At 62.8% G+C, this 24915-nt stretch carries 28 protein-coding genes; 7 read left to right on the forward strand and 21 right to left on the reverse strand.

From position 1 onward, the window contains the following. Positions 1-2: 2 nt before the first annotated feature. The 17 genes from fliF to NKH19_RS01750 all read right to left on the reverse strand — a co-directional run bounded on the left by fliF (position 3) and on the right by NKH19_RS01750 (position 14687). Positions 3-1649, reverse strand: a complete 1647-nt coding sequence (fliF, locus tag NKH19_RS01670) for a flagellar basal-body MS-ring/collar protein FliF (RefSeq protein ID WP_352863371.1) — start codon at positions 1647-1649, stop codon at positions 3-5. A 134-nt stretch (positions 1650-1783) separates the two neighbouring features. Continuing rightward, positions 1784-2851: a flagellin N-terminal helical domain-containing protein gene (locus NKH19_RS01675; RefSeq protein WP_352863372.1), complete on the reverse strand. Its 1068-nt coding sequence runs from the start codon at positions 2849-2851 to the stop codon at positions 1784-1786. 262 nt (positions 2852-3113) lie between these two features. Beyond that, on the reverse strand, positions 3114-4109 hold the full coding sequence (locus tag NKH19_RS01680; protein WP_352863374.1) for a flagellin N-terminal helical domain-containing protein: 996 nt from the start codon (positions 4107-4109) through the stop codon (positions 3114-3116). 233 nt (positions 4110-4342) lie between these two features. Next, on the reverse strand, positions 4343-5074 hold the full coding sequence (gene fliP / locus NKH19_RS01685) for a flagellar type III secretion system pore protein FliP (RefSeq protein ID WP_352863376.1): 732 nt from the start codon (positions 5072-5074) through the stop codon (positions 4343-4345). Beyond that, entirely contained in the window at positions 5071-5565 is a 495-nt protein-coding gene (locus NKH19_RS01690; RefSeq protein ID WP_352863378.1) for a flagellar basal body-associated FliL family protein, read from the reverse strand. The genes fliP and NKH19_RS01690 overlap by 4 nt, the downstream gene beginning before the upstream one ends. Positions 5566-5584: 19 nt before the next feature. Next, complete coding sequence (gene flgH, locus NKH19_RS01695; protein ID WP_352863380.1) at positions 5585-6295, reverse strand: flagellar basal body L-ring protein FlgH; 711 nt, start codon at positions 6293-6295, stop codon at positions 5585-5587. After that, positions 6292-6879: a MotE family protein gene (locus NKH19_RS01700; RefSeq protein ID WP_502910870.1), complete on the reverse strand. Its 588-nt coding sequence runs from the start codon at positions 6877-6879 to the stop codon at positions 6292-6294. The genes flgH and NKH19_RS01700 overlap by 4 nt, the downstream gene beginning before the upstream one ends. A gap of 3 nt (positions 6880-6882) precedes the next feature. Then, positions 6883-8124, reverse strand: a complete 1242-nt coding sequence (locus NKH19_RS01705; RefSeq protein ID WP_352863384.1) for a flagellar basal body P-ring protein FlgI — start codon at positions 8122-8124, stop codon at positions 6883-6885. Then, positions 8121-8645 (reverse strand): flagellar basal body P-ring formation chaperone FlgA, encoded by a 525-nt coding sequence (gene flgA / locus NKH19_RS01710; protein WP_352863386.1) that lies wholly within the window; start codon positions 8643-8645, stop codon positions 8121-8123. Before flgA ends, NKH19_RS01705 begins: the two co-directional genes overlap by 4 nt. A gap of 6 nt (positions 8646-8651) precedes the next feature. Beyond that, complete coding sequence (flgG, locus tag NKH19_RS01715) at positions 8652-9440, reverse strand: flagellar basal-body rod protein FlgG (protein ID WP_352863388.1); 789 nt, start codon at positions 9438-9440, stop codon at positions 8652-8654. Between the two features lie 11 nt (positions 9441-9451). Continuing rightward, positions 9452-9778 (reverse strand): flagellar hook-basal body complex protein FliE, encoded by a 327-nt coding sequence (gene fliE / locus NKH19_RS01720; protein ID WP_352863390.1) that lies wholly within the window; start codon positions 9776-9778, stop codon positions 9452-9454. Further along, on the reverse strand, positions 9778-10194 hold the full coding sequence (gene flgC, locus NKH19_RS01725; RefSeq protein WP_352863392.1) for a flagellar basal body rod protein FlgC: 417 nt from the start codon (positions 10192-10194) through the stop codon (positions 9778-9780). The genes fliE and flgC overlap by 1 nt, the downstream gene beginning before the upstream one ends. Positions 10195-10196: 2 nt before the next feature. After that, entirely contained in the window at positions 10197-10577 is a 381-nt protein-coding gene (flgB, locus tag NKH19_RS01730; protein WP_023761682.1) for a flagellar basal body rod protein FlgB, read from the reverse strand. A 79-nt stretch (positions 10578-10656) separates the two neighbouring features. Further along, on the reverse strand, positions 10657-11442 hold the full coding sequence (locus NKH19_RS01735; RefSeq protein ID WP_352863394.1) for a hypothetical protein: 786 nt from the start codon (positions 11440-11442) through the stop codon (positions 10657-10659). Beyond that, complete coding sequence (fliI, locus tag NKH19_RS01740; protein ID WP_352981582.1) at positions 11429-12832, reverse strand: flagellar protein export ATPase FliI; 1404 nt, start codon at positions 12830-12832, stop codon at positions 11429-11431. The genes NKH19_RS01735 and fliI overlap by 14 nt, the downstream gene beginning before the upstream one ends. 3 nt (positions 12833-12835) lie before the next feature. Next, positions 12836-13558, reverse strand: coding sequence for a flagellar basal-body rod protein FlgF (gene flgF, locus NKH19_RS01745; RefSeq protein WP_352863398.1), 723 nt, complete (start codon positions 13556-13558; stop codon positions 12836-12838). Positions 13559-13565: 7 nt separating this feature from the next. Continuing rightward, on the reverse strand, positions 13566-14687 hold the full coding sequence (locus NKH19_RS01750; RefSeq protein ID WP_352863400.1) for a DUF1217 domain-containing protein: 1122 nt from the start codon (positions 14685-14687) through the stop codon (positions 13566-13568). Between the two features lie 147 nt (positions 14688-14834). Between NKH19_RS01750 and motA the strand changes: the two genes are divergently transcribed. From motA to NKH19_RS01780, 6 genes are read left to right on the forward strand one after another with little or no spacing between them, the layout of a single operon-like run. Continuing rightward, the gene (motA, locus tag NKH19_RS01755; RefSeq protein ID WP_352981584.1) at positions 14835-15710 is read left to right on the forward strand and encodes a flagellar motor stator protein MotA; all 876 of its coding nucleotides are present in this window, start codon (positions 14835-14837) and stop codon (positions 15708-15710) included. Between the two features lie 32 nt (positions 15711-15742). Further along, positions 15743-16690, forward strand: coding sequence for a FliM/FliN family flagellar motor switch protein (locus NKH19_RS01760; RefSeq protein ID WP_352863404.1), 948 nt, complete (start codon positions 15743-15745; stop codon positions 16688-16690). A gap of 16 nt (positions 16691-16706) precedes the next feature. Then, positions 16707-17093: a flagellar motor switch protein FliN gene (gene fliN / locus NKH19_RS01765; protein ID WP_352863406.1), complete on the forward strand. Its 387-nt coding sequence runs from the start codon at positions 16707-16709 to the stop codon at positions 17091-17093. Positions 17094-17136: 43 nt separating this feature from the next. After that, positions 17137-18147, forward strand: a complete 1011-nt coding sequence (locus NKH19_RS01770) for a flagellar motor switch protein FliG (protein ID WP_352863408.1) — start codon at positions 17137-17139, stop codon at positions 18145-18147. Between the two features lie 9 nt (positions 18148-18156). Then, on the forward strand, positions 18157-19239 hold the full coding sequence (gene flhB, locus NKH19_RS01775; protein ID WP_352863410.1) for a flagellar biosynthesis protein FlhB: 1083 nt from the start codon (positions 18157-18159) through the stop codon (positions 19237-19239). Further along, on the forward strand, positions 19236-19712 hold the full coding sequence (locus tag NKH19_RS01780) for a BspJ family T4SS effector nucleomodulin (RefSeq protein ID WP_352863412.1): 477 nt from the start codon (positions 19236-19238) through the stop codon (positions 19710-19712). The genes flhB and NKH19_RS01780 overlap by 4 nt, the downstream gene beginning before the upstream one ends. 5 nt (positions 19713-19717) lie before the next feature. On the opposite strand, the gene NKH19_RS01785 is transcribed toward NKH19_RS01780, so the two are convergent. Both NKH19_RS01785 and NKH19_RS01790 read right to left on the reverse strand, forming a co-directional pair. Next, a complete protein-coding gene (locus tag NKH19_RS01785) occupies positions 19718-20488 on the reverse strand; it encodes a helix-turn-helix transcriptional regulator (protein WP_352863414.1) in 771 nt (256 codons plus the stop codon). Further along, on the reverse strand, positions 20485-21195 hold the full coding sequence (locus NKH19_RS01790) for a helix-turn-helix transcriptional regulator (protein ID WP_352654619.1): 711 nt from the start codon (positions 21193-21195) through the stop codon (positions 20485-20487). The genes NKH19_RS01785 and NKH19_RS01790 overlap by 4 nt, the downstream gene beginning before the upstream one ends. A gap of 582 nt (positions 21196-21777) precedes the next feature. Here NKH19_RS01790 and NKH19_RS01795 point away from each other — a divergent pair. Continuing rightward, complete coding sequence (locus tag NKH19_RS01795; RefSeq protein WP_352863416.1) at positions 21778-22971, forward strand: TMEM43 family protein; 1194 nt, start codon at positions 21778-21780, stop codon at positions 22969-22971. A gap of 38 nt (positions 22972-23009) precedes the next feature. Here the strand turns inward: NKH19_RS01795 and NKH19_RS01800 are convergent, their stop codons facing one another. Together NKH19_RS01800 and NKH19_RS01805 are read right to left on the reverse strand one after the other, a co-directional pair. Further along, positions 23010-24041 (reverse strand): histone deacetylase family protein, encoded by a 1032-nt coding sequence (locus tag NKH19_RS01800; protein WP_352863418.1) that lies wholly within the window; start codon positions 24039-24041, stop codon positions 23010-23012. Positions 24042-24063: 22 nt separating this feature from the next. Then, positions 24064-24822, reverse strand: a complete 759-nt coding sequence (locus NKH19_RS01805; RefSeq protein ID WP_352863420.1) for a TetR/AcrR family transcriptional regulator — start codon at positions 24820-24822, stop codon at positions 24064-24066. Between the last annotated feature and the right edge of the window lie 93 nt (positions 24823-24915).

Raw genomic sequence — 24915 nt, forward strand, 5'->3', positions numbered from 1 at the left:
GGTTACACCGCAACTTCCTGGGCTGCCCATTTGCGCAGGATCTGCGCGGTGCGCTCCTCGTTGAGGTCGACCATTCGGGCAAGCCGATCCTGCGGCGCCGGTCTGATCTTCTGGCGAAGATCGTCGAGCGGCGTCGGACCTGGGCGCGAGCCGGGCAGGGCGGCGACCGCGGCATTGTCGGCGGCGGCCGTTGCTTCCGGCGTCGGCAGCGAGCGCTGCACGTCATCGAAGCTGGGACCTGACAGGGCTGGTGTCGCCTTCGCCGTCAGTGCCGACGCCATCGGCCTCAGACCGAAGAAGGCGACCAGGAACACGACGACGATGAAAGCGCCGGCATTGATCAAAGTGCCGGCATGCTGGCCAATGGAATCGAGCATTCCAGCCTGCGGGACCGCCTCGCCATCCAGCCCGTCGATGAACTCGACAGCCGAGACGTCGATGACGTCGCCGCGCTTTTCGTCCAGGCCGGTGGCCGAGGTCACCATTTTCTGGATGTCGGCGACACGCTTGGCAATCTGCTCCGGCGTGGCGTCCTTGCCGAGTATGGTCATCAGCCGCTGCTGGTTGACGACGACGGCAATCGACATCTTGGTGACGGTGTAACCGTTGGAGACAGTGGCGATCTTCTTGGAATTGATCTCGTAGTTGGTGATCTCTTCCCTGCGGTCGTTCTGCGAAGAAGATTGCGGACCATCGGTGGCGGTTGCCTGGGTCTCGGGCAGGTTCTGCTCGACGCTGGCCGGGGTCGAGGCCTGCTTCTGGTTGTTGTTCTCGTTGGCGCGCACCGACTGCACCGAGCGCTCGACGCGGGAGTTCGGATCGAAGATGGTTTCTTCGGTCTGACGGGTGTCGGTGTTGACCTCGGCCTTGACGCTGGCGCGGAAGTTGTCAGGGCCGAGATAGGCCGTCAGGGCACGGCGGATGTTGTCGCCGATCTGCGCTTCGACGGTCTGCTCGACGCCGAGCGTGCGTGCGGCGCTGGTGTTGGAAGGATCATCGCCCGCGGCCAGCAGATTGCCGCTGGAATCGAGCACCGTCACCTTGTCGGCCGACAGGCCGGGGACAGCGGCGGCGACGAGATGGCGGATCGACATGGCGCTCTTCTCGGCGTCGATGCCGGCGTAGCGGATGACCACCGAGGCGGAAGGCTGCTGCTCGTCGCGGCGGAAATTGGCGCGTTCGGACATGACGATGTGGACGCGCGCCGCCTTGATGCCCGATATCGACTGGATGGTGCGGGCGATCTCGCCTTCCAGCGCGCGCACGCGGGTGATCTGCTGCATGAAGGAGGTGAGGCCGAGTGAACCGACATTGTCGAACAGTTCGTAGCCGGCATTGGCGCTCGTCGGCAGGCCCTTTTCGGCAAGCAGCATGCGCGCCTGCGCGGTGGTGCCCGCCGGCACCAGCACGGAGGTTCCGTCGGCGCCAACGTCGAAGCCGATGCCGGCTTCGCCCAGCACCAGCCCGATCTGGTTCACGTCGGCGCGGTCGAGCCCGACATAGAGCGTGTCGTAGGCGGGGCGGTTGAGATAGACCGAGGCGATGCCGATGACGCCCATCACCAGAACGGCGATGCCCGCCAGCATGGCAAGGCGCTTCACGCCAAACCCGCGGAGATTCGAGATGATGCTCTGGATCTGTTCCGGCACGGTTCGACGACTCCCAGCATGATTGTCCGCCGGAACAGTAGTCCTCGAAGCTTGTGCGAAAATGAAATCGGGCCGCGCTTGCGGCGCGGCCCGTCAATCGAGATGAGTAGGGATCGCGCCGGTGGCGCCAGTGACTAGTTCTTGAACAGCGACAGGATCGACTGCGAGGCGCTGTTGGCGATCGACAGCGCCTGGATGCCGAGTTGCTGCTGGACTTGCAGCGCCTGCAGGCGGGTCGATTCCTTGTTCATGTCGGCATCGACGAGCTGACCGACGCCGCGATCGATGGAGTCCATCAGGCTCTGGGTGAAGGTCTTCTGCAGGTCGATGCTGCTCTTGGCGGAGCCGAGGATGGTGGCGGAGTCGGTCAGCTGAGCCATGACCTTGTCGATCCTGTTCACCATCTGCGTGATGATATCGTCGGTTATCCCAGGTGCGGTGATGTCGAGGTTGTAGGCCGAGATGTTGTCGACCTTGGCGGGGGTGCCGGTAACAGCGGCTTGGCCTGCGGTGTTCGCGGCGATATCAGTCCCTCCGCCAGCGATCGCGGCAGCATAGGCTGTGTCATACTCCGTCTGGGCGGCTCCCGTGGAATAGATGGAAGTCTGGCGATCGAGGGTGCCATAGTTCTTCACGTCGGTGGCAAGGCCGTAGTCAAAGAGCTTGGTGCTCTCGACATCGATGTCGATCGTTCCGATCGATATGGCGCCGGATGAGGAGCGATTGAATGAAGAAACAATCTGGGAGTCGGGCTGGACGCCGTCATAGTTGGCCGCGACCTGCTTGGAGGTCACCGCAAGGAAATTGGAGCCGGAGAAGGTGGCCGCATCGGCAAAGGACTTCATCTGTGCCTGAAGCGCCTTGATCTCGGTCTGGGTTTTTGCCTTGGCTGCATCCGTCTGGCCGACGGTCGAAAGCAGCTTGGTCTTGATCTGGCCGATGGTCGTCAGCACATTGTTCATGCCGGTATAGGCGGTATCGACTTTCGAGGCGCCGAGGCCGAGCGCATCCTGCACCGTCGACAGGGCCTGGTTGTCCGAGCGCATCGTGGTGGCGATCGACCAGTAGGCGGCGTTGTCGGAGGCCTGCGAGACCCGATAGCCCGTCGATATACGAGCCTGCGTCTGCTCGAGCGACTTGTTGGTGGCGCTGAGGCTTTGAAGCGCGGTTAACGCCGAAGCGTTTGTCATGATGCTCGCCAAGAAAGTCGCTCCTTCTCAAAAGCCGACATGCTCAGACATGCCGGATAGGCCCGTTCAACGCTGCTATCGTGCCGGTAGGGCCGATTCGCCAACTGTTGTAAGCTATTGGTTAACCATAACTAGCGCGACATGGTTAACAGCTTGTTAAACGCTGGCTTTCGAGAGTTAAGGAGTGACGGTTGCGCGGGGCTGGAGCAAAAACGCAAATCGAGCCGCGCTTTTGGCGCGGCCCGATTGTCTAGCTGTAGTCGATTGAGAGCGATTAGCCGCGGAAGAGCGACAGGATCGACTGCGACGAGCCATTGGCGATCGACAGCGCCTGGATGCCGAGCTGCTGCTGGACCTGCAGGGCCTGCAGACGGGTCGATTCCTTGTTCATGTCGGCGTCAACGAGCTGGCCGATGCCGCGATCGATGGAGTCCATCAGGTTCGAGGTGAAGGTCTTCTGCAGGTCGATACTGCTCTTGGCCGCGCCGAGCTTGGTGGCGGCGTTGGTCATGTCCTTGAGCGCCGCGTCGACGACGGTCATCTGCTGCGCGATCTGACTATCACTGGCAGCGACGCCACCCGCGAAGATGGTCAGCGAGGCGACCGAATAGGTGTCGGTGCCTGCAGCCGCGGCGCCCAGGGTCGGGGCCGAGGCAGTAAGGGTGGCCGTACCGGTGGAGCCAACGCGGAGCGTGTCGAGGATGCCCTTCGCGAGTGTCGCGGTGGTACCAGCTTCATACAGCTTGATGCTTTCCACGTTGACGTCGATCGTCGAGATCGAAACCGCGCCGGTGGCGCTGCGGTTGAAGGCCGAAACGATCTTGACGTCGGCCGCCGTCGTGGCTGTCGCGCCGCTGTTTACGGACAGCATGTTGGTGCCGGAGAAGGTGGCGCCATCGGCATAGGCCTTCAACTGCTTCTGAAGAGCGGCGATTTCGACCTGGGTCTTTTCCTTGGAGGCATCCGTCTGGCCGTAAGATGCAGTCAGCTTCTGCTGGATCTGGTTGATGGTGGTGATCGCGCTGTTCATGCCGGTGTAGGCGGTGTCGACTTTCGAGGCGCCGAGGCCGAGCGAGTCCGAAACGGTGGACATTGCCTGGTTGTCGGAACGCATCGTGGTCGCGATCGACCAGTAAGCGGCGTTGTCCGAGGCCTGCGAGACCTTGTAGCCGGTCGAGATGCGGGACTGGGTGGCTTCGAGGTTCTTGTTGGTGGAGTTCAGGCTCTGCAGTGCCGTCAACGCGGCAGTGTTCGTCATGATGCTGGACATGGCTACTCGTACCCTGATTTTACACGTGTTTTTTTGACATACCGGCTCTACCGGTATGACGGTGCGGCATCATGCCAATGATCTCTGGAAATCGATCACCCGCCATCTGCGAGCGAATATGCGGGCAAGTCCCTACCAAAGGGCTAAACCGGACGGTTAATCGAAAATATATTGCGTGAATTCTGCGCCGGAGCAGCGCGCCAGAGCGGCGCTGCGGGATTCAGTTGCCGGGGTCAGTTGAAGGAGCGCACAAGGCTGCCGACAAGCAGATTCCAGCCGTCGATCAGGACGAAGAACAGGATCTTGAACGGCAGCGACACCACTGTCGGCGGCAGCATCATCATGCCCATCGCCATGGTGATCGTCGCGACGATCATGTCGATGACCAGGAATGGCAGCACGATCAGGAAGCCGATCTCGAAGCCGCGCCGGATCTCCGAGATCATGAAGGCGGGTACCAGGATGCGCAGGTCGACGGTGTCACGCGAAACGGTCTGGCCGCGCTCACGCGCGAGATCGGCGAAAAGGTCGAAGTCCTTGTCGCGCACATTACGCAGCATGAATGTGCGGAACGGATCGGAAATCTTGTCAAAGGCTTCGGTCTGGGTGATCTGGTTGTCCATCAGCGGCTTGACGCCGGTGTTCCAGGCCTGATCGAAGGTCGGCGCCATGACATAGAAGGTCATGAACAGCGACAGAGAAATCAAAATTAGGTTTGCCGGCGTCGACTGCAGGCCGATGCCTGCGCGCAGGATCGAGAAGGCGATGACGAAGCGGGTGAAGCTGGTCACCATGATCAGCAGGCCCGGGGCCACCGACAGCACGGTCAGCAGGCCGAACATCTGGATGATGTAGCCGACGGTGGTGCCATCGGCCTTGCCGATGCCGCCGAGATCGAGCTGCTGGGCCGCCGCGACGGAGGTGGCGGCGGCGATCATCGCCGTGGCGAGAAGGAACTTTCTCATTCGAGCAGCAATGTCCTGATGAGAACCTGTTTGGCGTGACCCTGGCTGCGGATCGAGGCGCGTTCCTCGAGATCGGCCTTCAGGTGCTGGTAGCCGCTGGCGCCCTCGATCTGATGCATCTTCAAGGTGCGCACCAAGGCCAGAAGATCCTGGTGGATGTCGTCCGACATTGCCTGTGGCTGCGGCCCATCATAGACGACGGACACCTCCATCCTGATCCAGGTATCGGCGGGCGAAGCGATATTGGTGGTGATCGGCGCCAGCACGACGAGCGTCGGCCCCACGCCTGGCTGGTCGGCCGAAGCCGGCTGCTCGGCCTTGCCTTCGTTCTCAGGCGCCGCCGGTACCGACGCAGGTGCATCGACGCCTTTGAGATAGCCGCCGGACATCCAGCCCATGCCGATGGCGGCCGCCGTCACCACCAGCAGCATGCCGCCCTGGACGGCGAGCGAAGGACCCTTGCGGGGCTGAACCTGTTCGACATTTGCCACGGCGCGGTGTTCCCCAATCCTAGAACGGAAGAACCTGGTCGAGAACCTGCTGGCCATAGGCAGGTTGCTGGACCTCGGTGATACGGCCGCGTCCGCCATAGGAGATGCGCGCTTCGGCGATGCGTTCGTAGGGGATGGTGTTCTCGGCGCCGATATCGGCCGGCCGCACGATGCCGGCGATGGTCAGCACCCTGAGTTCGGCGTTGACGCGCACTTCCTGCGATCCCTTGATCATCAAATTGCCGTTCGGCAGGACATCGATGACGATGGCGGCGACATTGAGCTCCAGGGTTTCCGATCGCTTGATTTCGCCATCGGCCGTCGTGTCCGTGGTGGAGTTCAGAGCGCCAGCACCCTTGCCGGCGGTGCTGCCGATCTTGTCCCATTGCGCGCTGATGTCGAAACCGAGCTTGCGGTTGGCGGTGCGGCTCCTGTCGTTCTGGTTCTTGAAGTTGGCCCGGTCATTGATCCTGATCTTGACGGTCAGGATGTCGCCCTGGGACAGCGCCCGCGGATCGGTGAACAATCGGCTCTGGCGGTCATCCCACAACGAGAATTTCCTGGGCGGCGCGGGCGGCGTTTCCGGATAGCGATAGAGGGAAGAGGCGCTGCCGTCGTCGATGCCGGAGCCGACCGGTGACAGAGCCGGTTCCCTGCCGACCTCCTTCAGGTTGGTTCCACAACCGGACAACATGGCGACCGCGCACAGGACGAGCATCTTGCGGATCATGACGGGTCTACCCTTCGGGCTGCGCTGGCCATGATGCCGGTGAGCGTCGCCGCCGCCTTCTGGTCCATTTCGTTGAGGATGACGCTCGCCTTGCGAGAATCGAGCTTCATCAATATGGCCGCCGCCAGATCGGCGTTGACGATGGCCAGCCGCTCGGCGGCGGCGTCTGGCTTCATGCCGGCATAGATCTGGACCACACCGTCCTCGGCCCGGGCCAGGAAAACCTCACGTCGTTTCAGCCAGGTCTCGTATTCGGCCTTTTTTTCCTCCAGCGCCTTCATCCGCTGGTCGATGCCGGCCTGGAGCTGCTTCAGTTCCTCCGCCTGCAAGACATATCGGCGGTCGCGGGCGGCGTCGGCGATATTGGAGCAAAAACGCTCGATCTCGCTTTGGTCGGGTGCCTTCTCTCGCGCCAATTGCTGCGGGGGCGCTACGACCGGTGCTCCCGGCAAGACCTGGCGGACCGCCTCCTCACCACGTGCGGTATCGCTGGCAAAGGGCAGCGCCGCGAGAACGGCGGTCACGAGCAGGATTGCGACGGGGCGATATCTTTCATGGCGTGAGAACGAGCGCGTCATCGGCATAGCCTATTGCAGAACCAGGTCGGCCTGCAGGGCGCCGGCCGACTTGATGCCCTGCAGAATGGCAATGATGCCGTCCGGCTTGACGCCGAGCCGGTTGAGGCCGGAAACCAGGGTCTGGAGATCGGGACCATCAAGCACGGCAACGCGGGCATCGGGCCGGCTGGCTTCGATGGCGGTGAACGGTTCGACGGCGGTCTCGCCCTTGGAGAAGGGCTCGGGCTGCACGACGCGCGGTGCTTCGGTGATGCGCACGGTGAGCGTGCCGTGACTGATGGCGACCCGCGAGATCTTGACGTCGTTGCCGATGACGATGGTGCCGGTGCGCTCGTCGATGACGACACGGGCCGGCGTGTCGGATTCGACCACCAGGTTTTCAATCTCGGCATAGAAGCGGGCCGCCGAAACACCCTTTGGCCTTCTGATCTGCACGGTGCGTGAATCGCGCTCGGCCGCCACCCGCGCGCCGAAGCGCTGGCTGGTGTAATCGTTGATGGCATCGGCGATACGAATGGCGGTCGAGAAGTCGGGATTGCGCAGTTGCAGCGTCAGTGTTGCCTGATCGTCGAACTCGGCCTGGACAGCACGCTCGACGATGGCACCGTTCGGCACGCGGCCGGAGGTCGGCACGCCTTGCGTCAGCTGCTCGGCCTGCCCCTTGGCGGTAAAGCCGGAAACGATCACCGAGCCCTGTCCGACGGCATAGATCTCGCCGTCCGCCGCCTTCAGCGGCGTCATGATCAGCGTTCCGCCGGCGAGCGAGGTCGCGTCGCCCATCGAGGAGACGTCGATGTCGATGCGGGCGCCCGACTGCACGTAGGGCGGCATGTTGGCGGTGACAATGACGGCGGCGACGTTCTTGGCGCGCGCGCGGCCGCCTTCGGTGGCGATGCCGAGATTTTCGAGCATGGCGCGAATAGACTGTTCGGTGAACGGCGAGTTGCGTAGGCTGTCGCCCGATCCGGCAAGGCCGATGACCAGGCCGTAGCCGACCAGCTGGTTGTCGCGCGAACTCTGCAGCTGGGCGATGTCCTTGATGCGCGAGGCGACCTGGCCCGGCGGCAGGGAACTAGGCCCGGTGGAAACCCGGAACATGCGGCTGGTGGTGGCCGGATCATATTCGGGATCGTTGTAGACGCCGCCATTCTTGGCGGCGAGCTCGCGCTTGGCCTTCGGCGTCAGGCCGTCGGCCAGTGCCGGCTGCAGGCCAAGCACGGCTGCCAATATCAGGGTAAGTCCGCGCATCATGAAGCGCTGACCTGGATGGTTCCATCCGCCATCACCGTGCCGGACAGGATCTTGCCGCTGTCGATGTTGCGGACCTTGACGAGGTCGCCCGCGGCACCCGGCTGCAGCGTCACGGCGGTCGCCGAGATCGTCAGTCCTCCGGCGATGAAGAAGACCTGCACGGACGCACCCTGTTCGACCAGCCAGGCCACGCGGATGGCTGTGGAAGGGATGTAGCGGCCGGGCAGCAGGGTGCGCTTGGCGACCTTGCCGTCGAGTTCCTCGGCCCGTGTGACGACTCCGTCCGGCTTGTGCTTGCCGGCGATGAGGGTCACCTGTTTCAAGGCAGTAAGTTCGATGGTCTGGCCGGGATAGATGACCCGGTTGGGTATCAGCACCACCTCGCCAACAGGTTGATTGCTGGCGATCTGGGTGGCTGATTGGTTTGTCGATTCCTGGGCAAACGCCGGCATGCCACCGGTCACCAGCGCAAGGACGAGCGCGGTGCGGCGGAATGCTGAGCAGGAGATCGGCATGGCCATCATCCGTTACCTGATGTTCTTGGAGACGACGGAGGCCATGTCGTCGGCGGCCTGGATGACCTTGGAGTTCATCTCATAGGCGCGCTGCGCCGAGATCAGCTCGGTGATTTCCTTCACCGGGTCGACGTTGGAGGCTTCGAGATAGCCCTGCTGGATGGTGGCAAAGCCGGGATCGCCGGGGACGCCGACATTCGCTGGTCCCGAAGCCGTGGTTTCCTGGAACAAATTGTCGCCGAGCGGTGCCAGGCCCGCCTCGTTGGCGAAATTGGCGATCTGAAGCTGGCCGAGGTTCTGAAGGTCGGTCTGGCCGTCGATGCGAGCGAAGACCTGTCCCGTCTTATTGATGATGACCTCGACGGCATCGACGGGGACGTTGATGGCCGGAATGACGGCAGCGCCGTCGACCGTCACCAACTGGCCTGTCGCGTTGGTGTTGAGGGCGCCGGCGCGGCTGTAGAGCGTGCCGCCGTCGGCACCTTCGATCTGGAACCAGCCCCTGCCGGTCAGCGCCAGGTCGAAACTGTTGCCGGTGCTGGTCAGTTCGCCCTGGGTGTGAACGTTGCGCACGGCCGTCGTCTTGACGCCGAGGCCGATCGAGACGCCCTCCGGCACCAGCGAGGCATTGGAGCGGTTGGGCACACCCTGCGTGCGATCGACCTGGTAGAGCAGGTCGGAGAATTCGGCACGGGCGCGCTTGTAGCCGGTGGTGTTGATGTTGGCGATGTTGTTGGCGATGACTTCCAGATTTGTCTGCTGGGCATTCATGCCGGTGGCGGCGATGGCGAGTGCTTTCATGGCGGAATTCCTCAGATGCCCATTCGACTGACTTCGAGATAGGCGGAAACCACCTTGTCGCGGATGGCGACGGCGGTCTGAAGCGCCTGCTGCGCGCTCATCACGGCGTCGACCACCTGACGGGTGTCGGCGTCACCCTTGAGCGCCTGTATCGACACCTGCTCGGCGTTCTGCATCGTGTTGACGGTCTTGGAGGCGGCATGGCTCAACGCTTCGGCGAAGGAGGTGCCGATGTTGCCGCCGGCCGAAGGTGTCGCGCCGCCCTGGAGCAGGCTTGTCACCGCGTCGTCGCCGCCGATCGACGGCTTGAACTGAAGCGCTCCGATACCGCTGATCATTACTGGTTCCTCATCAGGTCGATGGTCATGGAAATCAGGTCGCGGGCCTGCTTGACGACTTGAAGGTTGGCCTCGTAGGAGCGGTTGGCCTCGGTCATGTCGGCCATTTCGATCAGCACGTTGACGTTGGGCATCTTGACGTAGCCCTTCTCGTCGGCGGCCTCGTTGCCGGGCTGGAACTCGATTGGAAAGTCGCTGGGATCACGATCGATCGAGTTCACCGCAACCGTCGAGCTGCCGGAGGTCCGGTCGAGTTCGGAGACGAAGCTGATGGTCTTGCGGCGATAGGGGTCGGAGCCGGGCGCGGTTCCGGTCGACTGAGCGTTGGCTAGGTTTTCGGAAACGACGCGCAGCCGCTCCGACTGAGCGCCGAGCCCGGATGCTGCGACTTTGAGGGCTGCGGTGAGCGCGTCCATGGTCAGCTCTTAACCGCCATCATCATCATGGAATGGAACGCCTTGACGATCGCCGTGTTGAGTTCGAAGGAGCGGCGCACCTCGCCGGCCTTCATCAACTGGTCTTCTAGCACGACCGAGTTCTTGGATGGCATGATAACGCCGTCATCTTCCTGCGGCTTGATGGTGAAGCCGGCATTGGTCGCCGCGTTGCCTAGATGACCGGCCTGCGTGGCCTGAAGCGATACGGCTGTGCGATCGAGCACCTTTTCGAACGGCTCGACATCGTTCGCCGTGTAGCCCGGCGTGTTGGCGTTTGCGATGTTGCCGGCGACGGCGGACTGGCGCACGGCCAGCCACTGGGCTTGCTTGGCGGCGAGGTCGAAAAGGGAAACGGGCTCCATGGGAATCTCCGGGCAGGTGCTCAGAGACTAGGCCGCGAGTCTTGCGCGGGCCTTGCGAATGACCAGAGACCGGAGAGCTTTATCGCGAAAGCTCGATCACCTGATCGGTGCTGGTGACCATGACCCATTTGCCTTTGCGCTGCTCGATGGAAGACACCTGGCTGGAATCCGGGAGTATCGAGCCGCGTTGGACGATCCAGAGGCCGGCATCGTCCTCGATCATGGCGCGGCCATTGGCGACATGGACCAGGCGAAATTTCGCGGCGTCGGCCGGAAAAGGTTGATCGTCGGGTGCCGGCGCGGGATTGGCATCGTCCTGCACCGTTCCCGTGGCGAGCAGATCGAGATCGGCCGCGGGAACGTCCTTCGCTGTCAGCGGCGCGCTGCGTTGGGCGACCACGCCGCCGCCCGCCCGCCCCGAATTGGTGCCGGTGCCGCCGAACTTGATCGCCTGGACGCCAAACTGGTCCTGGTTGAAGAAGATGTACCACGGAAACAGGGCGCAGATCAGCCCGAGCGTGATGCCGAGCGCGGCAATGACGAGATCGCTGCGCCGGCTGGACTCTTTTTTCAACCTGGGAAACACCGCCTTCGGTGGCCGCGGCCACTCGTTGAGTGGGAACAGCCCATCGATCAGCGAGTCGCGGCTGGCCTGCGTCATCTCGGCGGCCTGCGCCCGGGGCGCTCGGGGCAAAGCGGGCTCGGCGGCCTTGGCCAGAACGGCCTCGGCTTTGGCGGCTATGGCACGGGCAGCCTTTGCCTTGGCGGCTCTCGCTTCGTCAGCTCGGGCTTCTTCCGCGGCATTGGCTTCGGCGATCATGTCGCGCAGGATGCGCTCTGTATATTCGCGTTCAGTCTCCGGCATCGGCGTTCAGCTTGCTCTTGAGGTGGCGGGCGAGGTCGGAGAATGGATCGGCTGAGGGGCGGTCCGTCGGCGCTTGCGTCAGTGCCTCGTAGATCAGCGGCACTTGGCGCACGGCAATATCGAGTTCGGCATCGACGCCGCCCTGATAGGCGCCCAGCAGGCGGATATCGCGCGTGTCCTCGAAGCGCGAGATCATCGACTTCAGCCTTGTCACCAGCGCGCGCTGTTCGGTGCTCCAGGCCTTGCCGGCCAGCCGCGAAATGGACGACAGCGGATTGACGGGCGGGTAGCGGCCCTGTTCGGCGATCGTGCGGTCGAGCACGACGTGACCGTCGAGGATGCCGCGCACGGAATCGGCGACCGGGTCGTTGTGATCGTCGCCGTCGACCAGCACGGAGATGATGGCGGTGATCGAGCCTTTGCCTTCCGCGCCTGGCCCGGCGCGCTCGAGCAGCTTGGGTAGCTCGGTGAACACCGAGGCCGGATAGCCACGGGCGACCGGCGGCTCGCCGGTTCCCGTCGCCACCTCGCGCAGCGCGTGGGCGAAGCGGGTGATCGAGTCCAGCACCAGGAGCACGCGGTGCCCCTGGTCGCGAAAATGTTCGGCGATGCGCATGGCGGTGTCCGGCGCGCGCCGGCGCATCATGGCGCTCTCGTCGCTGGTGGCGACGATGGCGACGGTTTTGGCCATGCTGTCGCCGATCGTGTCCTCGAGGAATTCGCGCACTTCGCGGCCGCGTTCGCCGATGAGCGCCACGACGACGGTGTCGAACGCATCGGCGCCCGCAAGCATGGCGAGCAGCGTCGACTTGCCGACGCCGGAGCCGGCGAAGATGCCGAGGCGCTGGCCGAAGCAGAGCGGCGTGAAGATGTCGATGACCTTGACCCCGGTCATGAAGGCGGTGCCGACACGCTGCCGCGCCATGGCGCCGGGCGTCGTCTGGGCGCCGATCGATGCGTCATCGCCCCTGACCAGGGGCGTGCCGCCATCGATCGCCTGGGTCAGCGCGTCGATGGTGCGTCCGCGCCACGAGGCATGCGGCGCCACCGCGAGCGGACCGCGGCGGAACACGGCATCGCCGATGCCAGCGTCGGCGCTGCGTTCGAAGGGGGCCACGACGACCTCATCGCGGCTGATCTTGACGATCTCGCCGCGGCGGGCGCCGGCATGACCGCGCTGCTCGACGATGTCGCCCAGCCTGGCGAAGTCGGAAAGGCCGTGCACCTTGTAGTGCGTGGGCGTGACTTCGGTGACGCGGCCGCCGCGCTTGAGCAGCGCCTCGGTGTCGGCGAAACGCCGCCAGACCCGTTCCAGAGCGACAAGCCGGTCTTCCGGCGCCGGCTGGAGCTGTCTTTCAGGTGCGCGCAGGGATGGCTGGTCGAGCGACATGGGTTACTTCGAGCCGAGCGTCTTGATCGCCTCGTCGGTGGAGGAGTCGGTCTGCCGCATCAGGGCGGCGGTGTTCTCGAAGGCGCGCTGGACCATGATCAGTCGGGTGATCTCCAGCACCGGATTGACGTTGGATTCTTCGAGAAACCCCTGGGCGATGCCGATATCGGAGCGATCGGTAACAGGCTCTGGCGTGCGCGCCGGAACGATGCCGGAATTGCCGTAGCGGACGAAATTTTCGCCCGGATCGAAATTGTAGAGACCGATGGAGCCGACAAGCTGATCGTTCTGGCGCAGCGAACCGTCGGCCCCGGCCTTGGGCGGGCCGTTGCGGGGGTCGAGCTGGATCGGTGAGCCGCCGGCATCGAGCACAGCGTGGCCCTCGATCGACATCAGCTCGCCGTTCTCGTTCATCGAAAAGCGCCCGTCGCGGGTCATGACGGTGCCGACAGGCGTGTCGATGGCGAACCAGGCATCGCCCTGGATGGCGAAATCGAACGGATTTCCGGTCTCGCTCAAGGCACCGTGAGCGCCGGAAAGATAGGTCTTGCCAGGGGAGGCAAAGGACACCGATTTCGATCCGGTGCCGGACACGACGTCCTCGAACTTCACGCCGGTGGCGCGAAAGCCGATCGTCGAGGCGTTGGCGACGTTGTCGGCGATCGTGTCGAGGCGGCGCTCGAGCGCGATCTGCGAGGAAAGGGCGACGTAAAGGCTGTCCCGCATGATGCTCTCAGAACCTCAGTTTCTGCATGGCCATCATCAGGTCGGTGGAGATGCCGACCGTGATCGGCTGGGCAAACAGCACGCTGACCGAGGTGACGGCCGATGACGTCGGGTTGTTGATCTCGTACATGCTGGTGAAGCGCGTCAGGAACTTGCCGAGCTTCTCGGGATCGGAGAAATCCGAGATGTCGAGTTTCTGCTCGAACAGCTGCGCCTGCTTGTCGACATCGGCGGTGGCGAAGGAATCGGGCAGGCCGAGCACGGTGCGCACGACGCTGGCAAGCGCGGTGTCGGCCAGCACGTCGTACCAACTGGTGATGGTCGGCGCCTTGCGGTCGAAATAAAGCGCCAGCCGCACGCCCTGGTTGGTCTGGCCGGCATCCTCTTCGAGGGTCTGGCGCATGTATTTGTCGACGGTCGGCTGCTGCGCCGGATTGATGGTGGTGGCGTTCGCACCATAGGCTTCGAAATTGAAGGCGGAAGCAAGTGCCGCGTAGGTCTTGTCCGTCATCTTGTTGGCAACGCTGTCGGGATCGCGGACGCCACCCTGCAGAACCCGCTTGATGAGATCCTTGTCCTTCGTCATCGAATCGAGGCCGAATGAAGCCAGTGCGTATGTGTAGAGCCGGTTATTCGACATCAGGTCGTCGATCGACTTCACCTTGGTGATGTTGGCGAGATAGTATGTCGTCTCGCCTTTCACATAGGCCGAATTCGGATCGAGGCCGGCGATTTTCGCTTGCGTGGCGTAGTTCTTGGTCACCATCTGCTGTGTCTTGTTATAGATGGTCGCATCGGCGCCGTTGGCGGCGAAATTGAAGGCGCTGACGAATTCGGCGTAACGTTTGTCGGTCAGCTTGTTGGCGAAGCTGTCGGGATCGGAGACGCCCTCCTTGAGTGCCTTGACCATAAAGGCCTTGGCGTAGTCCATGTCCTCGAGCCCGTATGCCTTCATGGCATATTTGAACAAACGGTCATTTTTGACGAAATCGTCGATCGATTTCACCTTGGTGATGTTGTCCAGATAATATTTGGTGTCGCGATCGACCACGGGCTGCTGCTCGATCCTGTCGAGCGACTTTGAAATGTCCTTGGTGATGAGCTGGTAGCTGGTAAATGTATTGAGCAAAGACGCGCCTCCGGCCGAAGCTATGACAGGACAATATCCCCACTTCCTTGCGCGAAACTGAATCGGATCCGGCGGCTTCGATTCAAGCCTCACACAAGGCACGGGGGCTATCCCTTGCTCCTGATGTGAAATGCGGAAGGACCTCTTGTGGGCATTCTGATTGGACTTGTGGTGACGCTCGGCTGCGTCCTTGGCGGCTTCATGGCCATGGGCGGCCATCTTCACGTGCTGGTGCAGCCGTGGGAAGCCGTGGTCATCTGCGGTGCTGCGCTCGGCACCTTCCTCGTTGCCAACCCGATGAAGACGGTCAAGGACACCGGCAAGGCCATCCTCGAAGCCTTCAAGCAGGCGGTGCCGAAGGAGCGGGACTATCTCGAAACGCTCGGCGTGCTGCACTCACTGATGCGCGAGCTGCGCTCGAAATCGCGCAGCGAGGTCGAAGCCCATATCGATAATCCCGAGGAATCGGCGATCTTCCAGGCATTCCCGACCGTGCTCAAGAATCATGATCTGACGCATTTCATCTGCGACTACTGTCGCATCATCATCATCGGCAATGCCCGCTCGCATGAGATCGAGGCGCTGATGGACGAGGAAATCCAGACCATCAAATCCGACAAGATGAAGGCCTATCACGCGCTGATCGCGGTTGGCGATGGCTTGCCTGCGCTCGGCATCGTCGCCGCCGTTCTTGGGGTGGTCAAGGCGATGGGCGCGCTCGATCAGTCGCCGGAAATCCTGGGCGGCCTGATCGGCGCGGCCCTGGTCGGCACTTTCCTCGGCATCTTCCTGTCCTATGCGGTGGTCGGGCCGATCGCCACCAAGATCAAGACGGTGCGCGAGAAGAAGAACCGCCTCTATACCATCGTCAAGCAGACGCTGCTGGCCTACATGAACGGCGCTCTGCCGCAGGTGGCGATCGAGTTCGGCCGCAAGACCATCTCGTCCTCCGAACGACCAACGATCGACGCCGTCGAGCAGAGCACGATGAACACCGGCGCCGTCGAAAAGAAGGCCGCCTGAACGATGCGTGACAGATCGGTCCCAGCATCGCCATGACCAGTCCGGGCAGCCCATCGGAAGCACGCTCGCTGATCATCGAGCGGCTCGTCGGTGACAGCGGCGAGGCCGCGCAGATCATCGATGCAGGCCGCGCCATGGCCGAGCGCGCCGTGCCGCTGCTGCAGAAAAGCCTGACCGGCGAGCTTGGCGTTCCGGTCATTGTCGATCTCAAAGCGATCGAGATCAGCCGCGTTCCCGAGGCGCGTTCCCGCGCCGGTGAGAATTTCGCGATGACCGTCGTTGCCTCGCCAGCGTCGTCAGATGCGGTGACCTTCGTCATCGATGGCGCGGCGATCGCCATCATGGTCTCGACGCTGTTTGGGGGCGATCCGGATATGCCGGTGTCACCGATCGAGCGTGACCTGTCGCCGATCGAGACCGACGTCTCGACGATGGTGTTTCAGCAGGTCGCGCAGGCGCTGAACGGATCCGGTCGGCGCTCGCTTGAGCTACGGCTTCCGGCGCCGCGGGCGATGTCTGGCATGGAGGCCAAGCGACACGTGCTGCGCGACGGGGCCGCACTGCGCATCGTCCTCGGCATCTCGACGCCGGCCGACAGCGGCAGCATCACCGTGACGATGCCGCAGCGTATCGTGCTGGCCGGTCGGGACAGCGTTGCCGCCGTCAGTGAGAACGATCAAAACGCCAGCTGGCGCGCGCGCTTTTCGGAAGAGGTGATGCGCTCAATGGTAGCGCTCGAAGCCACCATGCCGCTGGCCCGGCTGACGCTCGGCGATGTCGCCGACTTCGACGTCGGCCAGATCATCGAATTCGAGGAAACAGCGCAATCACAGGCGCGTCTCAGTGCCCGCGGCCAGACGCTGTTCGTCTGCGAATTCGGCAAACTGGGACAGAATTATACCGTCCGAATCAAGCATCCCTTCGATGCCGGGCAGGATTTTATCGACGGGCTGATGCCGGCTGCCGCCGGACGCGCCTGAGCACTGGAGACAATTCATGGCCAAGACCAAGGTGGAAGCCGACCTCGACCAGCCGGACGAACAACTCGACCGTGCCATCGAAGAATTGCGCGGGGTCCTGCACGAAGAGGAACAACGCCCGGATGCGGCGTTCAGGGCCGCCTCCGGCGCCAATTCAAGCGTCATCATGAACATCCCCGTCGAAGTTCAGATCATCCTCGGCAGCACCGAGATGCCGGTCTCCGACCTGATGGCGCTGCAGAAGGGGTCGACGGTGGCGCTCAATCGCCGTATCGGCGAACCTGTCGACGTCGTGGTCAACGGCCGCAAGATCGCGCGCGGCGAGATCACCGTGCTGGAAAGCGATCCGTCGCGCTTCGGCATCAGGCTGACCGAAATCATCGCTGGCACGAAGGGCGCCTAGACATGGGTTGCGGAGCTTGCCGGTGGCAGCGGAGGCGGGTGGCATGACGACGCCGGTGACCTTGACCCGCGCGCAGAAGGCAGCCGCCATACTGGTGGCGATGGGCAAGCCGTCGGCCAGCCGCCTGTTGAAATTCTTCAAGCAGGAAGAACTGAAGGCGCTGATCGAGGGCGCCCGTCTGCTGCGGACGATTCCGCAAAGCGATCTTGAGCGCATCGTCGCCGAGTTCGAGGCCGAGTTCACCGAAGGGGCGGGATTGCTCGATTCCGCCGACAGGATGGACACCATCCTCAATGAGTCGCTGTCGCCTGAAGAGATGAGCGCGATCATGGGCGACAAGAGATTCGAGGTCGCTCCGGAAGGCCCGCCGCCGATCTGGCCCGAGCTCGAAAAGCTCGAACCGGCGCGGCTTGGCGCCTTCCTGGCCGGCGAGCATCCGCAGACCGCGGCCATGGTGCTGTCGAAACTGGCGCCGCAGGTGGCGGCAAGCGTGCTGCTGACGTTGACCAAGCCGATGCGTGGCGAAATCATCAAGCGCATGGTGACGATGGCCAATGTTCCGGACGCCGCCAGCAAGATCGTCGAAAACCGGCTGCGCACCAGCGTGCTGGCGGAAACCTCGACCAAGGACACTTCTGCCGGGCAGGCGCGTGTCGCCAGCGTCCTCAACGAACTGGACAAGCCGCTGCTGGAGGAGGTCATGCAGGATCTGGAAGCCGCCGGCACACCCGACCTCGATGGTGTGCGGGCCCGCCTGTTCGCCTTCGACGACCTGCCGTTGCTCGCCCAGAAAGCGCGGGTGCTGCTGTTCGACGGGCTGTCGGCCGAACTGATCACGCTGGCCTTGCGCGGCTCGCAGGCGGGACTTGCCGAATCCGTTCTGTCGGCGATCGGCGCGCGGTCGCGGCGCATGATCGAAGCCGAACTCGGACAAGGTTCGGAAGGGGTTCCTCTCGCCGATATAACAGCAGCACGCAAGACGATCGTGACGACGACGATCCGGCTGTCGCGCGAAGGCGCCTTCGAACTTCCGTCGACCCAAGACGCCGCCTAAGGCCGCGCCATGGCTGACGCGGTCGACAAGGATTCGAAAACCGAAGAGGCGACGGAAAAGAAGATCCGCGACACTATCGAACAGGGCAAACTGCCCCATTCGCGAGAAACGGCGCTTCTTGCATCGTTCGTTGCCATACTGGTGTTCACCGTCTTCTACGCCAAGGACGCCGTCATCGATCTCGGCATGTTCCTGTCGATGTTCCTGGAGAAGCCGGAAGCCTGGCCGATGGACACCGAGACGGACGTCATCGCGCTCTACAAGACTGTTATTTTCGAGGTGGGCCGGGCCGTCATCAGCCTGTTCGTGCTGCTGACCGTCGCCGGTGTCGGCGCCTCGGTGTTCCAGAACATGCCGCAGTTCGTCGGCGAGCGGGTGCGGCCGCAACTCTCGCGCATCTCGATCCCCAAGGGGTGGAACAGGCTGTTCGGCATTCAGGGCTGGGTCGAGTTCCTGAAGTCACTAGGCAAGGTTGGCTTTGCCGTCGTCGTGCTGAGCTTCACTCTGTCGGAAGACCACCGCAAGCTGCTCGCCGGCATGATCACCAATCCGGTCGCTTTCGGACTCGTCATCCGCGGCATTGCCGTCGACATCCTGGTGGCGATCGTCTTCGTCATGGGGCTGATCGCGGCAGTCGACATCGTCTGGTCGCGCTTCCACTGGAAGCAGGATCTGCGCATGAGCAAGCAGGAGGTCAAGGACGAGTTCAAGCAATCCGAGGGTGACCCGATCGTCAAGTCGCGACTGCGCTCGCTGGCGCGCGACCGGGCGCGCAAGCGGATGATGACGGCGGTGCCGCGCGCGACGCTTATCATCGCCAACCCGACGCACTTTTCGATCGCGTTGAAATACGTGCGCGACGAGGACTCGGCACCAATGGTGTTGGCCAAGGGGCAGGATCTAGTGGCGCTGAAAATCCGCGAGATCGCACGCGAAAACAACATCCCGATCTTCGAGGACGTGGCGCTCGCCCGCTCCATGTACAAGCAAGTTTCGGTCGATAGTGTGATCCCATCGCAATTCTACCAGGCCGTCGCCGAACTGGTGCGGATCGTCTACTCGAAAAAGGCTGAGCGCAGACAGATTTCATGAACCGTCAACCGCACGCAAAATCCCGCGAGATCATCGTCGCCAGTGCCATCGAGCAAGTGGTGGGAGAACTGAGGCTGATCGATGTAGCCGACTATATCGCCTTCATCCGACTGGAGCATTTCGCGTGCCTGTCGGATCTGGTCGATTCAGCGGTAGAGCTGTTCTTCATGCCAGGCACACTGCGGCTCGGCCATGGCGGCGAGGCGCATGTCGACTGGACCGGCAGCCCGCGCATCGTGCTTGATCTGGAGTTGAGGCCGCCTGGGGTCACCGTCTATTTCCAGCTGACGCTGAGCGAGAACGGCGCTTCGGTGGTGGTCAACTACGTGTCGTTCGAGAAGCCGGGCGAAGACCCGGAGCACAACACGGCCTTGCTCGAGACGGTCATCGAGCAGGCGCGTATCCGCAAGGCCGAGCCGCTGGCCTTTCTCGGAACATCGATCGCTTCCGACAGCCGCTGGCCAATCCTATAGTTGCCTTATTCAATAAGCCCCAGCCGCAGCGCCTTGGCAACGGCCTGGTTGCGGTTGACCGCATTCAGCTTCTGGGTCGACTGGGTCAGATACTGGTTGGCGGTGTGTACCGACAGTTTCAGCAGCCTGGCGATCTCCTCGCTGGTGTTGCCGTTGGCGGTCAGCTTCAGGCATTCGAGTTCGCGCTTGGAGATCGCACGCATCCTGCCGGCATCGCTAGGGCGGATGCGGGCGACGGCAGCGAATAGCGAGAAGCAACGGGCGTGGATCTCGTAGAGCGCGTCCTGCGGCAAGGAGATCTCCGGGCCCATGAAAACGACGAGGCCGCACTGCCCACGATCGGCGTGGACCGGAAAGGCGATGCCGCTGGTGCCGGGCGCCAGCGGCGCCATCTGCTCGGTCCAGGCGAGATTGCCGAACATCTCCGCCATGGCGGCGACGCCGTCATCCGACCACCAGCGCGGTTCCGTCGAGATGCGGGTGTGGCGCACGATCTCCTCGCCATTGGCGCCTGAAATGAATTTCGTCGCCGCCGCAATGCCGGGGTAGTCGGAATCAAGGCAAGGGACGAGCCGTGCGCGTTCGGGCGAGGGGCTGACGAAGAACAGGCCAAAGGCCGATGCGTTGATGTCGACGGAGATCCAGCGGCAGCGGCGCACGGCATCGGGAATGGTGACGGCGTGATGGGTTTCGGAGCCGAGCGAAAAGGCGCCGAACGGATTGCGCTGCTCGTTGAAAAGGGCTTCGGCAGCCTCCTTGATGTCGACGTGTTTCAAATGATGCCGCTCCTGATCGCCGTGGCGATTGCCATCGCGCGGTTGCTGGCCGCGAATTTCTGGATGGCGTGGGTGATGTAGCTGTTGACGGTGTTGGAGGAGACGCCAAGGATGACGGCGACCTCGTCGGTGGTCTTGCCCTCGGAGACCCAGAACAGGCATTCGCGCTCGCGATCCGACAGCGGATCCTGCATCGCGGCGGCGGCAATCAGTTGCGGGATGTGCGAGAGCGCATAGCAGCATTTCAGCTGTGCCCTCATCAGCGCCGGCTGGTCGATGCTGCCGGCTGTCGCTGCCGAAAACAAGGCGAACAGGCGCTGGCGGCCGACATTGAGGCGCAGCGAATAGATCTCGGCATGGCCAAGCACGTCGAGAAGGCGCGCTTCCTCACCGGTGATCAATCCGTCAGTCTCGGGTGCCTGGGATGCCACCAGGGCGATCGGGCGGATACCGGGCGCAACGGTGAGCGCACCTTGTGCAAGCCCGGCGATCAGCCGCTTGCCGGTCAGTTCGATGGCGTCGAAAATCCAATTGGACGAGACGATGCGCGCATCGTTGCGGTCCTGGTCGTGGACGATGGCGACCAGCATATAGCTGTCGGCGCCGATCTCGGCTGTCAGTTGCATGAAAAAGCTGGTCAGATCGCCGCGCGACGTCAGGCGCGAGCCCAATGTGTCGGATTGAAGTAGCGCGGCGGGACTGCTCATTCTTGTTGCTTTTGGCCGGAATCGTTTCTGCTATCCGGTTGCTGGAAGCCAGCCACCGAACCCGAATACGCATTACTTTGAAGACACACGCTTGGCGCAGGGCTGCGCCCACCAGATTCGAATCCATTCAGGGAACGCGAAGCCGTCCGCGTCTGGTGCCGGAAAAGCTCCGGAACAAGAGACTTTGGGTGGTCGCCGCGCCCCCCGAGGACCGGCTGATTCGGGTCTAATCTACCCGCAGTTGAATCCGACATCAAACGCGATTTGACAAAATCGAATCTGGGGACTCGCGTGCGACTCAGAGGCGGATTCAAACCGCTTTCGCCGCCCTCACGCCCCTGAAAAGTCGACGCGAAAAGACCGAACCGTGTTTGCAACACCGCCGTATCGAAGACCGATCGTTTCCGATAAGTTTTCGGCGATCCGCAAGGATGGGCGTCCTTTGGATCGGACTGGGCAAGATGACTTGCGCTTCTGGGCAATAGGCATTGGCGCGGAGCATAGATTTACGCCAACTGATCGGTTCATTGCGCGGCCAACGGCCGAGCTCAAATTCTGGTATCAATGGTTTCGGGGGAAACAATGAGCGATTCATTTCGGGAAGTTACGTCGGTCTCGTGGCTCGGACGCATCAAGCGCGCTGTCGGTGGGGTCATCTTCGGCCTGCTTCTGGTCGTGCTGATGGTGATCGGGCTGTTCTGGAACGAGGGGCGCGCGGTGCAGACAGCGCGCTCTCTGGCCGAAGGGGCCGGAGCCGTGGTTTCGGCCAGCGCCGACAGCGTCGATGCCGCCAATGACGGCAAATTGGTGCATGTCAGCGGGCCGGTGACGACGGACAGTGGTCTCGCCGATCCGGATTTCGGCATTGCGGCGCAAGGTCTGCGCCTGTCGCGCAGCGCCGAGATGTACCAGTGGAAGGAAGAGTCCAAATCGGAGACCACCAAGAAGCTTGGTGGCGGTGAGGAGACCGTAACCACCTACAGCTATTCGAAAGTGTGGGACGACAGCCAGATCGACTCGTCGGATTTCAAGAAGCCGGATGGCCACCAGAATCCGCCGATGGCGATCCACGGCCGGACTTTCCAGATTCCGCAAGGCAAGCTCGTCGCCTTCGATCTCGACACGCCGGTGCTTGATCGCATCGAGGGCGACAAGGCGTATGCGCTGTCACCCGACCAATCGGCCGCGATCAAGGCCGCCTATACCGGCACCGGGCCGCTCAGCGTCGTCGACGGCAGGATCTATCTCGGCGCCGACACGACAACGCCGGCGCTGGGCGATTACCGCATCGGCTACGAGTTGGCACCACTCGGCGTGATCAGCATCGTGGCGCGGCAGGCCGGCAGTCGGTTCGAACCCTACCAGACGCAGGCGGGCGATGCGTTGCTGATGGTCGACACCGGCACTGTCCCGGCAGACAAGATGTTCGCCGAGGCGGTCAGCGCAAACACGCTGATCACCTGGCTGCTGCGTGCCGCCGGCCTTTTGTTGCTGACCATCGGCTTTGCCCTGTTCCTCAGTCCGATCGGCGTGATCCTAGACGTCATTCCGTTCCTCGGCGGCATGGCGCGGATGGGAACCGGCATCATCGCCTTCTTCCTGGCGATCCTGGTCGGCACGACGACAATTGCGATTGCCTGGTTCTGGTATCGGCCGGTCCTGGCGGTGGGCATCCTTGCGGCCGGCATCATCGCGGCGGCGGCGGTCTACTACCTCGGGCGCTCGCGCAAGGCAGCCGCACCGGTTGCCGTGCCGAGCACCGAGGCGGCAAGCTAGATCTAACGCCGAACGGCCACCGCCGTTCGGCGCTCATTTTACCGATCCTCGAAACCGGTCAGAACGCCGACGGCATTGACGCCGATCTCCTCGACGGCATAGCCGCCCTCCATGACGAACAGCGTCGGCAGGCCAAGCTTGTTGATGCGGCGGCCGATCTTTGGATAGTCAGATGTTTTCAGCTTGAACTGGCTGATCGGATCCTTCTCGAAGGTATCGACGCCCAGCGAGACGATGACGACATCCGGTGCGTAAGCGGCGAGCTTGGCGCAGGCATCCTCGAGTGAGGCATTCCAGGCGCCCCAATCGGTGCCGAAGGGCATCGGGTAGTTGATGTTGAAACCTTCGCCGGCACCAGTGCCACGTTCGTCGGCGTGGCCGAGGAAGAACGGATACTCGACCAGGGGATCGCCATGCAGGTTGAGCACCTGCACGTCGGCGCGATCATAGAAGATCTCCTGCGTGCCGTTGCCATGGTGGTAGTCGACATCGAGGATCGAGATGCGTTCGGCACCCTGATCGCGGAACCATTGCGCGGCGACGGCGGCGTTGTTGATGTAGCAATAGCCGCCCATGAAGCCGGCACCGGCATGGTGGCCGGGCGGACGGCAGAGCGCGAAGGCGGATGTCTCGCCGCCCTTGACCAGGCCGGCGGCGGTCAGCGCCACATCATAGGACGACTTGATCGCGGCCCACGTGCCCTCGACGAAGGTGGCACCGGCATCGAAGGAATAGTATCCGAGCAGGGCGTCGACGCGCTTTGGCGGCACGTCGCCGCGCAGGCCGCGCGTCGGCCAGGTGAAGGGCATCGCCGTGCCCTTCAGGCCGGCTTCCACCCATTGCGGCCAGACCGTCGGCAGGAAGTCGATATAGTCTGATTTGTGGATGCGCTTGGCGGCGGCGAGATCATGCTCGAGCGGCAGGACGATCGGCCCCAGTTTCTCACTCTCGACCCGCGCCTTGATGAATTCGGCCCGCGACGGCTTTTCGAAACCCGGCACGATGGCCGAGGTGACCAGTTCCATTTGGCCAGCATGACCAGCGTGAAGCGGCGAATAGACAGTCTGCATAGATTCCTCTCGAAGTGCGAAATCAGTCAAGATTGAGATACGGGCTCACCAGAGCGAGCCACATGGTTTCCACATCGTCCTCGATGAGGTCGAACGTCCGGCGGTCTTTTTTCAGCCCCACAAGCCGGCATACGTGCCCGACCTCCATCATCACCACGCCGAGCCGGCTGGCGATCTTGTCTTCAAGAGCCGGGTTCACATGCTGCAGCCATGCGGCGTAGAGGGCGATGATCTGGTCGTCATATTCGTTCTGAATCGGCCGGAGGTCGGCGTTACCGGAGATAGCTTCGATCACCGGCATCAGGCTGGCGTTTTCGAGGTAGAGCCTGGACGTGTCGATGAAGAGCCTGCGCACTTCCTGCCGAAATTCGTCGCGGTTGGTGGGCCGGGCGACCTTGATGCGCCTCGCGATGACCTCGGGAAAGGATGACAGCCAGCGCCGGGCGAGGTCCAGAAGAATGGCTTCCTTGTTGGGAAAGTATTGGTAGACCGAACCGACCGACAAGCCCGCGCGCTGCGCAATGGCGAGCGTCGTCGGCGTCTTTGTCCCTTGCTCCCGTGTCAAGATCAGCGCCGCGTCGAGAATCCTGTCGACCACCTTGCTCGACCGTTGTTGCCGTGGCTGCTTGCGCGGTTCGAGCGCTATCCTGGTTTTGCGGTCGAGACTGCGCTTCACGGCTTGATGTCCTCGTTCCCCGCCCGGTCCCAACACAGGCGCGGGGTGCTGTCCACAATACATTCCATATTCCGCATGTTGACAAACGCGAATAATCAGTCGCATTCTTTATCCACGCTGTCTCCCGGGATAACAAGGGGAATTTCGAAGACGGCAAGCTGGCATCTTTTTCCATCCCATGGCGCCGCTCCGGTGGAG

It is taken from the genome of Mesorhizobium sp. M1338 (assembly GCF_040318045.1).
In the GTDB taxonomy this organism is placed as follows: domain Bacteria; phylum Pseudomonadota; class Alphaproteobacteria; order Rhizobiales; family Rhizobiaceae; genus Mesorhizobium.